The sequence below is a fragment of the Gilliamella sp. CG13 genome (assembly GCF_046635805.1).
Taxonomy (GTDB): Bacteria; Pseudomonadota; Gammaproteobacteria; order Enterobacterales; family Orbaceae; genus Gilliamella; species Gilliamella apicola_I.
On the sequence record NZ_JBIDFM010000012.1, the window covers coordinates 1 to 13,245 of the forward strand.

At 34.5% G+C, this 13,245-nt stretch carries 11 protein-coding genes and 3 tRNA genes; 11 read left to right on the forward strand and 3 right to left on the reverse strand.

Annotation, left to right across the window (positions count from 1 at the left end; translation table 11 throughout):
• Window positions 1-112 precede the first annotated feature (112 nt).
• The 3 genes from ACGH6R_RS10840 (at window position 113) to ACGH6R_RS10850 (ending at window position 747) form a co-directional block, all read left to right on the forward strand.
• A tRNA-Asp gene (locus ACGH6R_RS10840) sits at window positions 113-189 on the forward strand.
• Window positions 190-197: 8 nt separating this feature from the next.
• Window positions 198-273, forward strand: a tRNA-Trp gene (locus ACGH6R_RS10845).
• A gap of 135 nt (window positions 274-408) precedes the next feature.
• Entirely contained in the window at window positions 409-747 is a 339-nt protein-coding gene (locus tag ACGH6R_RS10850; RefSeq protein ID WP_065557810.1) for a DUF413 domain-containing protein, read from the forward strand.
• Window positions 748-752: 5 nt separating this feature from the next.
• Here ACGH6R_RS10850 and ACGH6R_RS10855 read toward each other — a convergent pair whose 3' ends face one another.
• From ACGH6R_RS10855 to znuC, 3 genes are all read right to left on the reverse strand, one after another.
• A complete protein-coding gene (locus ACGH6R_RS10855; protein ID WP_411599804.1) occupies window positions 753-2,276 on the reverse strand; it encodes a YifB family Mg chelatase-like AAA ATPase in 1,524 nt (507 codons plus the stop codon).
• A gap of 122 nt (window positions 2,277-2,398) precedes the next feature.
• Complete coding sequence (gene znuB / locus ACGH6R_RS10860; RefSeq protein ID WP_411599805.1) at window positions 2,399-3,196, reverse strand: zinc ABC transporter permease subunit ZnuB; 798 nt, start codon at window positions 3,194-3,196, stop codon at window positions 2,399-2,401.
• Between the two features lies 1 nt (window position 3,197).
• Window positions 3,198-3,971 (reverse strand): zinc ABC transporter ATP-binding protein ZnuC, encoded by a 774-nt coding sequence (znuC, locus tag ACGH6R_RS10865; protein WP_411599807.1) that lies wholly within the window; start codon window positions 3,969-3,971, stop codon window positions 3,198-3,200.
• Window positions 3,972-4,063: 92 nt separating this feature from the next.
• Here znuC and znuA point away from each other — a divergent pair, with 92 nt between their 5' ends.
• From znuA to ACGH6R_RS10905, 8 genes are all read left to right on the forward strand, one after another.
• The gene (gene znuA / locus ACGH6R_RS10870) at window positions 4,064-5,014 is read left to right on the forward strand and encodes a zinc ABC transporter substrate-binding protein ZnuA (RefSeq protein ID WP_267351448.1); all 951 of its coding nucleotides are present in this window, start codon (window positions 4,064-4,066) and stop codon (window positions 5,012-5,014) included.
• A 31-nt stretch (window positions 5,015-5,045) separates the two neighbouring features.
• The gene (mepM, locus tag ACGH6R_RS10875; protein WP_411590605.1) at window positions 5,046-6,407 is read left to right on the forward strand and encodes a murein DD-endopeptidase MepM; all 1,362 of its coding nucleotides are present in this window, start codon (window positions 5,046-5,048) and stop codon (window positions 6,405-6,407) included.
• 115 nt (window positions 6,408-6,522) lie between these two features.
• Window positions 6,523-8,862 (forward strand): bifunctional glycosyl transferase/transpeptidase, encoded by a 2,340-nt coding sequence (mrcB, locus tag ACGH6R_RS10880; RefSeq protein ID WP_411599809.1) that lies wholly within the window; start codon window positions 6,523-6,525, stop codon window positions 8,860-8,862.
• Window positions 8,863-8,872: 10 nt separating this feature from the next.
• Entirely contained in the window at window positions 8,873-9,685 is an 813-nt protein-coding gene (mutM, locus tag ACGH6R_RS10885) for a bifunctional DNA-formamidopyrimidine glycosylase/DNA-(apurinic or apyrimidinic site) lyase (protein ID WP_267360444.1), read from the forward strand.
• Between the two features lie 397 nt (window positions 9,686-10,082).
• Window positions 10,083-11,393 (forward strand): Tol-Pal system beta propeller repeat protein TolB, encoded by a 1,311-nt coding sequence (gene tolB, locus ACGH6R_RS10890; RefSeq protein ID WP_411597326.1) that lies wholly within the window; start codon window positions 10,083-10,085, stop codon window positions 11,391-11,393.
• Window positions 11,394-11,565: 172 nt separating this feature from the next.
• Window positions 11,566-12,045: a peptidoglycan-associated lipoprotein Pal gene (pal, locus tag ACGH6R_RS10895; RefSeq protein ID WP_267351457.1), complete on the forward strand. Its 480-nt coding sequence runs from the start codon at window positions 11,566-11,568 to the stop codon at window positions 12,043-12,045.
• A gap of 58 nt (window positions 12,046-12,103) precedes the next feature.
• Window positions 12,104-12,838: a tol-pal system protein YbgF gene (gene ybgF / locus ACGH6R_RS10900; protein WP_267351458.1), complete on the forward strand. Its 735-nt coding sequence runs from the start codon at window positions 12,104-12,106 to the stop codon at window positions 12,836-12,838.
• A 136-nt stretch (window positions 12,839-12,974) separates the two neighbouring features.
• Window positions 12,975-13,050: transfer RNA gene (locus ACGH6R_RS10905), tRNA-Lys, on the forward strand.
• Window positions 13,051-13,245: the final 195 nt, after the last annotated feature.

Genomic DNA, 13,245 nt, shown 5'->3' on the forward strand with positions numbered 1-13,245 from the left:
AGAAGTGAAACGCCGTAGTGCCGATGGTAGTGTGGGTATTACCCATGTGAGAGTAGGGTGCCGCCAGACTTTTAAATTTTAAGTTATACTATGTAATCATACCAAATACGGTGGAGCGGTAGTTCAGTTGGTTAGAATACCTGCCTGTCACGCAGGGGGTCGCGGGTTCGAGCCCCGTCCGTTCCGCCACCTTATTTAGGGGCGTAGTTCAATTGGTAGAGCACCGGTCTCCAAAACCGGGTGTTGGGAGTTCGAGACTCTCCGCCCCTGCCACAAAAAATCATGAATTTGTCTTAATTTTAGTCGTTTGATTATTTTTATCTATATAAATAAAAAAAATTTATTTACAGATTTACTTAGTTAATTATAATTTCCGCCCAACTACTTTTACAATCCAGAGGAAAAAAAATGGCTGAAAGTTTTGTAAGTCAACAACGTTTTTTTGATAATAAAAATTATCCACGAGGATTTTCTCGTCATGGTGATTTTACTATTAAAGAAGCACAAATTTTAGAAAAGCATGGTTGTGCATTTAAAGATCTTGATGCAGAAACAAAAAAACCGACAACAGCAGAAGAAAAATCATTTGTTGCAGTTTGTAAAGGTAAAAAAGAGCCTGCAACCGATTTTGAAAAAGTTTGGCTTAAATACCTTTCTCGTATTAATAAACCAAAACGTTTTCATACATTATCGGGTGGAAAACCGCAAATTGATGTAAACGATGATTTTGTCGATAATGATGACTGATTCTGTTAACCAATATTTTTGTGTAATTGAATTAACAGTCTATCCATAGAACGATAACTTAAAGCTTCTGAAATATGTTTTCGTTCTATGTTCTTTGAACCTTCTAAATCCGCAATTGTCCTAGATACTTTCAATATTCGATGCCAAGCTCTAGCTGAAAGTCCTAACTTGATTAAGGCTTGTTCTAAATATTCATTATTATCGTCAGATAATTGGCAATAGTGTTCAATTTCACTTGCTTCTAATTGACTATTTAATTTTTTATTCCTATCAAATTGTGTATTTCTTGCCAGTAAAACTCTTTGCTTAATAGATACTGTTGATTCAGCAGATGCTTTTTTCTGACTTAGTGAACCTTTTGGTAAAAGTGGTACTTCTATAGAGATATCAAATCTATCAAGAAATGGACCAGAAAGTCGGTTCAAATAACGAATGACTTGTTGAGGCGTCGTTCTATTGTGTGTTCCTTGATAATGACCGGTAGGACTTGGATTCATAGCAGCAATAAGTTGGAATTTAGCTGGAAAGCGTATTTTAGCATTTGCTCTTGAAATAATAATTTCACCAGACTCAATGGGTTCTCTTAACGCATCTAAAACTTTACGATTAAATTCAGGTAATTCATCTAAAAATAATACGCCATTATGTGCCAGTGAAATTTCCCCCGGTTTTGGAATTGTTCCTCCACCAACTAGTGCTGCAGTTGACGCGCTATGATGTGGCGATCTAAAAGGCCGTTTACGCCAATTTTTAATTGAACCATTTAGACTGACTAAACTAGTGATAGCTGCACTCTCAAGAGCTTCATCATCGGTTAATGGCGGCAATAAAGAAGTTAACCGAGTGGCTAACATAGTTTTGCCTGTTCCAGGTGGTCCAATAAGCAATAAATTATGTCCACCAGCGGCTGCAATTTCTAAAGCTCTTTTAGCATGTTCTTGGCCTATGACATCTTGTAAATTAACTGTTTCACTTTCTACATCATCATTTAGACGGTAATTTACTTTAGATAAACTCACTTCATGATTGAGATGTTGACACAATTCAAATAAATTATTGGTGATTAATGCATTGCTATGATGAATTAAAGAAATTTCAGACTGATTTTCTGTTGAAATAATTAATGTGCGATGACTTTTTTGTGATGAAATCGCAGCAGGGATAGCACCTTTCACAGCGCGAATATTTCCAGATAGCGCCAGTTCACCTAAAAATTCATATTGCGATAAATCCTGAGCAGGAATTTGCTCTGTTGCCGCTAAAATTGCAATGGCAATCGGCAGATCGAAACGACTTCCTTCTTTAGGAAGATCAGCAGGTGATAGATTTACAGTTATTTTCTTGGCAGGAAACGTAAAACCACTGTTAATAATAGCGCTACGTACCCGATCTTTGGATTCTTTGACTGTTGCTTCAGGCAAACCAACTAATACAAAGCCTGGTAGTCCATTGCTAATATGGACTTCAACATTTATTAATGGTGCTTGTATACCAATAGATGCTCGTGTGTAGATAATTGCAAGTGACATAAAAATAATCATTAATGGTTAAAATGATTTATTATGTTACTTTGTTAAAATGAGAGAAGTGGCTTAATATTGATTTATTGTGATGTAGTGTCCAATTAACATTGCCATTTTTCTTTGAATAGTTAATTTTTATCAGAAAAAAACTTCGATACAAATAAACACACAAAAAATAAGCCAGCATTACTTAAAACTACTGATGGACTTGTCGGTGTGTCATAGAGAAATGAAAATAGTAAACCACTTAATACCGATATCATTCCAATAATAATTGAAAGTATAGCCATTACTTCAGGTGTTTTGGAAAAGTATCTAGCTGTAGCTGCAGGGATAATAAGTAAAGAGGTGATAATCAGTGCTCCCACGAATTTCATTGCAATACCAATAGTAAAGGCTAATAGGAGTGTTAGAATTAATTTTGTTAATCGAATATTAATACCTTGAATGAAAGCTAATTCTTCATTAACGGTAATAAAAAGAAAATCATTCCAGCGCCATATCAATAATAAACCGATAAATATTACACCAATTACGATTTGAGAGATATCAGTGTAAGTTATCGATAACAGATCACCAAATAAGTAACCCATTAAATCAATCCGTATGTTTCCCATTAGACTGATTACAACTAAACCTAAAGATAACGCACTATGAGCAAGAATACCCAGTAATGTATCAATAGGAAGTTGTTTCTGGGATTCTAACCAAAGTAATCCTAATGCTAAAATCAGTGTCACAAAAATTACTGCATAAAATAGATTAATATTTAATAAAAAACCAAAAGCAATACCGAGTAGAGCTGCATGAGATAAAGTATCACCAAAATAAGACATTCTACGCCAAACAACAAACGTTCCTAATGGACCGGTAATGGTTGTTAAGCTTAATCCAGCTAACAAAGAAGGTAATAATAATTCAATCATTTTAATGATCCCTTTCTATATGCATTAATTTATCATGTTGATGATCAGCCGATGTTCTACATAAGTCATGTTGGTGATTGTGATGATGTTTATACACAGCGATTTGTGATGCGCCATGTTGACCAAATAGTGAAACAAATTCAGGGTCATTTGACACAGTAGCAGGTGTGCCCGAACAACATATATGATGATTCAGACAGACGACTTCATCCGTTTTAGCCATGACTAAATGGAGATCATGCGAGACCATTAATACCCCACAATTAAATTGTTTTTTTGCATTAGCAATTAAATCATATAAAAGAATTTGTCCATTAACATCTACGCCTTGTGTCGGTTCATCAAGAATAAGTAATTGAGGCTGTTTTGCTAAAGCTTGAGCAAGTAAAACACGCTGTAATTCTCCACCCGACAATTGATGCATTGATTTATCGACTAAGTATTCTGCTTTAACAAGTGAAAGCGTTTTTAAAATATCGTCATTTTTTAATTGTTTATTTAACCGCATAAAACGCTTTACAGTAATAGGGAGAGTTGGATTTAAATTTATCGATTGCGGAACATAACCAATTGTTAAATTCGGTAAACGACAAATCTGTCCCGAAGAGTGGGGTAGTAATCCTAATATGACTTTAACCAGCGTTGATTTACCTGCACCATTAGGCCCAAGTAATGTAATAATCTGATTTAGCTTAATAGCTAATGAAATATTATCTAATATTTTTTGATGATTGATTTCAACGGAGACATTTTCAAGTGAAATTAATTGAGTCATGTAACGGGTAGCCCTTGCTCACCTAAATGTTATGTTATATTATAACAATATTAAATTTTATTCTATCATAAATTATAGCATTGGATAATAACGTGAAAAATCATATCGTGAAGACTTTTAAACTGTTTATACAGTATTTAATAATCTTAACCCCAATATTAATAATACAAAGCGCAAGTAATTATGCTAATGCTACGGTTATATCGTCGGTTAAACCAATAGGTTTTATTACTCAAGCTATTACATCAGGCATCACTGATGCAGAAATTCTTTTACCGGACGGTGCTTCTCCTCATACTTATTCATTAAAACCTTCTGATTTAAAGAATATTAAGTCAGCGGAATTAGTTATTTGGGTTGGTGAAGATATGGAAACCTTTATGCCAACCTTATTGAAAAATATCGATAAACAAAAGCAAATTGAATTAATGGAAATTCCTGCAATTAAGACTTTGCTTCGAACTAATCACGATGATCATTCTCATGAAGAAATAAATCATCATCAATCAGACCATGATCATCATGGTGAATATGATGAACATATTTGGCTTTCGCCTGAAATAGCGAAAATTATTGCGCAATCCATTCATGATAAACTTATCACCCTTTATCCAGATAAAAAAATAAAAATTGACGAAAATCTAAACGAATTCACTATAAAATTATCTGAAACAGAACAAAACATTGCAAAAAAATTAATAAACGTCCAAAATAGAGGGTATTTTGTATTTCATGATGCCTATGGGTATTTTGAATCACAGTTTAGATTAAAAAATCTAGGTAGTTTTACTATAAATCCAGCAGTTCAACCGGGCGCTCAAAAAGTTTATGCTATTCAACAAAAGTTAAAAGAACACCAAGCAGTATGTGTTTTTATAGAGCCTCAGTTTAGCCCAGCAGTTATTGAAAAATTGGTTAATGGAACAAATGTCAGAATTGGAGAATTGAATCCTTTGGGGACAGATATAATGCCTTCAAAAGATGCGTATTTTCAATTTTTAATGAAATTAACTCAACAATTGTTGGATTGTTTAGATAAATAATCAGATAGATAATAAATAGTTAAGGTTTATTTTGGCTCGAAAGATTGAAAATCGTCATATTGAAAAAAGCAAAGTGAAATTTCCCTATTTTTCAATATTAGGCGTTCTTCTTGTTGTTATCTTTTTTACGATATTATGGCGACCATTGAATTTGGATCGCACGGTTTATATACCGTTGAATCCTCAAGTTGAAACAACCGTGAATAATACTTCTGTGCCTGTAAGTATTGGAGATGGTCAGGTTGAGTTAGTCGACGGTAATTCAAATTCTACTGTGATAGAATCCTCTGATGAACCGGAAGATGAAATTGTCAAAGATGACTTAGATAAAATCATTGATGAAAAAGACAATACTGTACAATATACCATTGTTCGGGGCGATACCTTACATGATATTTTATTACGCTATAACGTAAATCGAAATGATGTTTATGAATTAACGTCCAAATTTAAACAGCTTGCTAATTTAAGAATTGGTCAACAGTTGATGTGGACAACAGACGATGACCATAATTTACAAAACTTGAACTGGACTATCTCAAGCAACAATATCCGAATGTATGAAAAATCGGGTAATGACTTTGTTGAGAATTCAGAAACGGTCGAAGGAATTTTACAAGAAGTCGTTATTAAAGGTGAAATAAAATCTAATTTTATTGCTGATGCCCGTAAAAGTGGTTTAACTAGCACTGAAATCGGTATTATTACTCGTGCTTTACAATGGCGATTAGATTTTAAACGCTTACAAATTGGCGACAAATTTTCCGTTATTCTGTCTCGTGAGATGCATGGCGACCGTTTATCGAATAGCCAATTGTTAGCGGTTCGCTTCAAAAATGGCTCAAAAGACTATTATGCTGTTCTCGCCGATGACGGTAAATATTATGATATTAATGGAGATAGCTTATCCCAAAGTTTTTTCCGTTATCCATTAGCAAAAAAAGCGCGTGTTTCTTCTCAATTTAATCCTCGTCGTTTACACCCTGTGACAGGAAAAATAGCGCCTCATAATGGTGTTGATTTTGCGGTATCTCGAGGAACACCTGTCTTATCGGTGGGGAATGGTGAAGTTGTGATCGCTAAATATAGTGGATCAGCAGGTAATTATATCGCTATAAGGCATGGGCGTCAGTATATGACGACTTATATGCATTTAGATAAGATTCTCGTTAAACCAGGACAACAGGTTAAACAAGGTGAACAAATAGGATTGTCAGGCAATACTGGACGTTCAACAGGGCCACATTTACATTTCGAATTACATATCAATAATAAACCCGTGAATCCATTAACAGCTAATTTACCTATAGATGAAGGTTTAACAGGTAAATCTAAAAACGCTTTTGTTGCGAAAGTGAAAAGTATTAAACCCCGACTAGAATTTAATAATTAATTTTGTAGATACATCATTTTAAGCTAAATATGTGCTAAATCAACAAGGCAGATATATCTTTGAAAAATTGTGTTATGATAACGAAATATATTTTATGACGAATTTTAGGTGAGCTTTGAATACTTCGACTAAATCTACAAAAAAGAAACCTACTCAAAAAGTAAAAAAAAATAAAAATAAAAAACGCTCACTTTGGCGCCGATTTTTGTCATTGCTATTTAAACTGTTTTTAGTTTTTGTGGCTGTGACCGTAATGTATGGTATTTATCTCGATCAACAAATAAAAGAACGCATAGATGGTAATGTTTGGGAATTACCAGCAGCTGTTTATGGTCAAATTATCGATCTTGAGCCAGAAAGTGAATACAGTTTAAGCGATGTTGTAACGTTGTTAATAGGTGCACAATATCGACAACAGGATACGCAAGCTACTCGACCCGGTGAATTCATCGTCAGTAATGATGCTGTTGAAATATACCGTCGCCCTTTTACTTTTCCTGATGGTGAAGAACAAGCTTTTCGAGTTAGAATTACGTTCTATGATAATCGAATAGATCGTATTACTAATTTAGATACAGGACGTGATTTTGGATTACTTAAGATCGATCCAAAATTAATTACAATGATGCACTCACCTAATGGAGAACAACGTTTATTTGTTCCTCTCAAAGCATTTCCTGATTCACTGATTAAAACTTTAGTTGCCACTGAGGATAAACGTTTTTATGATCATCATGGCGTGAGTTTATATTCGATTGGGCGAGCAATTTATGTCAACCTTACCACGGGCCGTACTGAAGGTGGAAGTACGTTAACTCAACAAACTGTAAAAAACTTATTTTTAACTAATGAACGTAGTTTAAGCCGTAAAATACGCGAAGCCTATATGGCGATGATTCTTGATGCTCGTTATAGTAAAGAACGTATCTTAGAGTTGTATTTAAACGAAGTTTACTTTGGACAAGCTGGGAGTGAGGAGATCCACGGTTTTCCACTTGCTAGCCTTTACTATTTTGGTCGTCCTGTTAATGAATTGACGCTCGATCAGCAAGCAGTTCTAGTTGGAATGGTAAAAGGGGCTTCGTTATATAATCCTTGGACGCAACCTAAACAAGTTTTAGAACGCCGAAATGTTGTTCTAAAGCTGACCGAGCAACAAGGAATTATTGATGATGAGTTATATAATCTATTAAGTCAGCGCCCACTATCTGTTTTACCAAAAGGTGGTGTTATTTCGCCACAACCTGCTTTTATGCAAGTTGTTCGTAGTGAATTAAGAAAGCAATTAGGTGATAAAGCAGATCACCTTTCAGGAATGAAGATTTTTACGACATTTGATCCTGTTGCCCAAGCAGCGGCAGAACAATCAGTTACGAATGAAATTGAAAAATTACGTAAATCAACTAATAAAGATTTACAAACAGCCATGGTTATTGTTAGCCGAGAAACCGGCGAAATTCGTGCAATTATTGGTAGTGCAGAGCCTCGTTATCCTGGTTACAACCGTGCATGGTTAACCCGAAGAGCAATTGGTTCACTTGCTAAACCTTCAACATATTTAACAGCATTAGGGCAACCGGATCGTTTTCAACTTAATACGTGGTTGGATGATTCACCACTTTCAATAAAGCTTGATAATGGTTCGTACTGGCAACCGAAAAATTATGATCGTAAGTTTCGTGATCGTGTCATGTTAGTGGATGCTTTAGCACTTTCGTTAAATGTACCAACCGTCAACTTAGGGATAGCTCTTGGTCTTGATGCGACTAAAAATACCCTGCAAGCATTGGGTGTGCCAAGTGATCGTATTACGAATCTACCTTCACGATTATTAGGTGCTTTAGAGTTAACACCTTTAGAAACAGTACAAATGTTCCAAACGATTGCAAACAATGGACAACGTTCGCCGTTATCTATTTTAAGATATGTACTAACGGATAAGGGAGAATTGGTATATCAAAACTATCCTAAACAGATTCAAGCTGTTTCACAGCAATCAGCCTATTTAACTACTTATGCTATGCAACAAGTTGTGGAATCGGGGACATCACGGTCTCTAAAACGAAAATATGGATCATTTAACTTAGCTGCTAAAACCGGAACCAGTAATGATTCTCGTGATAGTTGGTTTACAGGAATTGATGGTAAAAATGTCGCTGTTGTTTGGATTGGGTTGGATGACCATTCGCCAATGAAATTAACAGGTGCAACAGGTGCATTAAAAATATATAGTGAATACTTACAAAATAATCCACCTAAAAGGTTATCGCTCCCGATACCTCAAAATATCTACATGCTATCGATAGATAATAATGGCCAGTGGCAATGTGATGATCGTAGTGGTCGAAAGTTACCTGTTTGGACAACCAATACACAAAGCTTATGTAACAACAATAATCAACCGACTCCAAGTCAGCAAGTACCAACTTGGGTCACTGAAATGTTAAATAATTAGGTGAAATAAAATGCCTGAATTACCCGAAGTGGAAACAAGTCGCCTAGGTATTTTGCCTTATTTAAAAGGGCAAACTATAAAGCAAATAGTAGTTAGGCAACCAAAATTACGTTGGCCTGTTGATGAACTCATTCATCGTTCTCATGGAGAAGTGATTTTGGATGTCAAAAGACGTGCAAAATATTTGTTGATACAGCTAGCACATAATTGGATTATCATTCATTTGGGAATGTCTGGTAGTTTGCGTATTTTACTTGATGAACAACAGGAAGTAGCAAAGCATGATCATATAGACTTGGTTTTAGAAAATGGTGTTGTATTGCGTTATACTGATCCAAGACGTTTTGGTTCATGGCTCTGGGCTAATTCGCTTGAAGAGGTTTCTCAATTAAACCATTTAGGGCCTGAGCCTTTGAGTGATGCGTTTTCAGCAGAGTATCTGTTGGCGCAAGCGAAAAATCGTCAAATACCAATTAAAAGTTGGATTATGGATAATCATATTGTTGTTGGTGTAGGAAATATCTATGCATCGGAATCGTTGCATATGGCAAAAATTAATCCCAATCGAAAAGTGAATTCATTACATTTAGCCGAGTTTGAAAGATTAGTTTCAGCTATCAAGCAAGTTCTGACTAAATCGATTAAACAAGGTGGAACGACACTAAAAGATTTTCTTCAATCTAATGGAAAGCCTGGTTATTTTGCTCAAAAATTACAAGTATATGGGCGAGAAGGACAAGAATGCCATAATTGTCAGACTATAATAAAATCGCAAAAAATAGGTCAGCGGAATACTTTTTTTTGTGATAATTGTCAAAAATAGTAAAAAACAAATGGATACTTATTTTTTTTCAAAACGATAAATATGTTAATAAACACACTAGGCTAAAACATCTTTTCAGACAGTTTGAAAATTTTTAATTTTAAAACAATTATTTTTCTTTTTTTGATAACTCAAAAGTTAAATTAGCATAACCAATCTTTTTAACAAAAAAAGCGTTAAAATTATATTAACCTTTTTATTCCATATACTATAGACTTGTTATTTAATATCAGCTATCTTTCTTAATGAAAAAGTATGTAGAAATTGTTGAAATATAAAAATTGCCATTTTTAAGTGATAATAATCGTATGTTTTAATTTTTATTACTTTTCTCCAACTACTAATATATAGTGAATCTAACGTAGTTATTTATGTTTAATTTAAGGAATTTAAGATGATCAAATACGCCTCTCGCTTTTTGATAATTTGTTCTATATTTTTATTTGCTTTAATCAGTAATAGTTGGGCAGATAATACAGGGATTCAAATAAATATTACTGAAGGTGTCAGTACCGCAAAGCCTATTGCTGTTTCACCATTTAAATGGACAGGATCGGGAGAACCACCCCAAATAATTGAAAATATTATTGCATCTGACTTACGCAATAGCGGTAAATTTAATCCAATCGACATCGAAAATATGCCACAAAAACCGACAACCGCATCTGAAGTTAATTCTGCTGTATGGAAAAATCTTGGCGTTTCAGCTGTTGTCGTCGGTTCAATTCAACCTGATGCTTCAGGGAAATACCACATTACTTATCAATTAATCGACACCGTTGATAAACCGGGTGCTATTTTGGCTGAAAACCAATTTACAATAAGTCAACGTTGGGTGCGTTTGGCCGCACATTCGGCAAGTGATGAGATATTCGAATCACTTACTGGAATTAAAGGGGCCTTTAGAACACGCATCGCTTATGTTGTAGAGACCAACAGAGGGCCGTACACGCATGAATTAAGAGTGTCTGACTATGATGGTTATGATCAAGTAACCGTTCATCGTTCTAAAGCCCCACTTATGTCACCAACTTGGTCTCCGGATGGTAAAAAATTAGCGTTTGTTACTTTCGAAAGTGGAAATTCTGCATTGGTCATGAAAAATTTAGAAAACGGCGCCATTGAAACCGTTGCTTCTTTCCCTCGACATAATGGTGCTCCCGCATTTTCACCTGATGGTACAAAGTTGGCATTTGCACTTTCTAAAGATGGTAACTTAAATATTTATATTAAAGATTTAAATTCTAAACAAATCACTCAAATTACAACCGGTCGAAGTAATAATACTGAACCTTCTTGGATGCCAGATAGCCAAACAATTGTTTATACGTCAGATCAAGCTGGACGTCCACAACTTTACAGTATCAATATAAATGGTGGTACACCTCAAAGATTAACATGGGATAATACTCAAAATCAGAATGCTCGTGTTTCTCCAGATGGATCGTTTATTGCAATGATTTCAACCAACAATGGTGAACAACACATCACGAAATATGATATGGCAACCAAAACCTACCAAAGATTGACTGATACATTTTTGGATGAGACTCCAAGTATTGCGCCAAATGGTACCATGATTATTTACAGTTCGACGAAAGGATTAGGATCGATTTTGAATCTTGTTTCGACTGATGGCTTTTTTAAAGCTGAATTACCCGTATCAGATGGACAAGTGAAATTTCCATCTTGGTCACCTTATTTATAAATTACTGTCGAACTTGATAAATTAAAATGATAAATATTCAATTTATACTGAAGAGTTAAGAAATATAATATATCAACTTTATTTCCAAACTGGTAACAAACGATATTTGAAATCAGTTGGATCGGCTAAAAATAAATATTAATTTATTTAAAAACACAAAGGAGTTATTACAATGCAATTCTCTAAATATCTTAAGGTAGCAGCTATAGCTTTACCATTAATTGCTTTGACAGCATGTTCTTCTAAAAATGGTACCGACGCGAATGGTAATTTTAGCGATACTTTAACAAGAGAAGATCGTGCTTTGCTTGCAAGATTACAACAACAAGAAATGAATACTGTCTATTTCGATTTTGATAAATATAATGTTAAACCTGAATATAATCGCATGTTAGATGTTCATGCAGGTTTCTTACGTGCTCATACCTCAATGAAAGTTGTGATTCAAGGGCATGCTGATGAACGAGGAACACCAGAATATAATATCGCACTTGGTGAACGCCGTGCTGTAGCTGTTGCTTCTTATCTACAAGCGAATGGTGTCTCTTCTAGTCAAATGCTGATAAGATCATTTGGTAAAATGCAACCTGCCGTATTAGGTCATGATGAAGCTGCGTACGCTAAAAATCGTCGAGCGGTTGTTGTATATTAATTATATTTCATAACGGCTGAAGGTTCAGCCGTTAATTTTTCATATTGAGTTTTCATTTATGCATAAAAAAATAATTACATCACTCATATTGCTTTTGTTTACCGGTTACGGTTATGCAGCAAGTAATGCTGAATTAGAAAGAATGATACAAGCACAAGGACAGTTATTGATTGAGAGTCAGCAAAAGATTAGTGATTTACAATCGGATGTTGATACCTTACGTGGTCAATTGGAAGATACCAAATATCAACTAAATCAGACTATTGAACGTCAAAAAATGATTTTACAACAGATGACCAATGGTACCGAATTCTCATCAAATCAAACTAACAACTCATCTAATCAATCAGCATCACAAACTACCCAAACTGAATCGAGTGCAACTTCATCAAATTTAATAAATTGGACAACCACAGGAAATGATAAAACCGATTATAATTTTATTATGCAATTTATTAGTGATGCTAATCAAAGTAATGAACTCATTTTAGCTTTTAAAAAGTTTTTAGAAACTTACCCAAAATCGATATATCGTGCTAATGTGAATTATTGGCTTGGTCAAGTTTATTATAAGCAAGGTAAAAAAGATGATGCGACGTTTCATTATGCAACGGTAGTGAAAGATTTTGCAAACTCAGCGAAAGCACCAGATAGTCTTTATAAAGTAGGCTTGATTTTACTTGAAAAAGGAGATAATAAGAATGCTAAAGCTGTTTTTCAACAAGTAGTCAATAAATACCCTAAAGATAAAAATGCGGTGAACCTTGCCAAAAAGAAACTCGCTTCACTTTAGTCAAAACGTATGAAAAACCAGCTTTTGAAAAAAAGCTTTCAGAAAAGGGTTGCATTACCTCATAATTATAAGTAATATAGCAACCCGAAATTGCTTATACCTATAGCAAAAAAGGTGCAAAGCGTCTCTTCATAATGGGTTGTTAGCTCAGTCGGTAGAGCAGCGGACTTTTAATCCGTTTGTCGAGCGTTCGAATCGCTCACGACCCACCACTTTCTCTCCTTCAAAATCAAATTAGAAATCAATTGAATTTAACAAATTTTAGTGATCATATTTATCGGAAATAATATTAAACCATTATTCTGTTAAGCTTAAAAGATGGGTTAACACAACAAAAGGGTTAAAAAATTATGTTCATTTGTTAAATTTTCTCGATTTTAAAGCAATCTATTTTACAGCCTATCTAT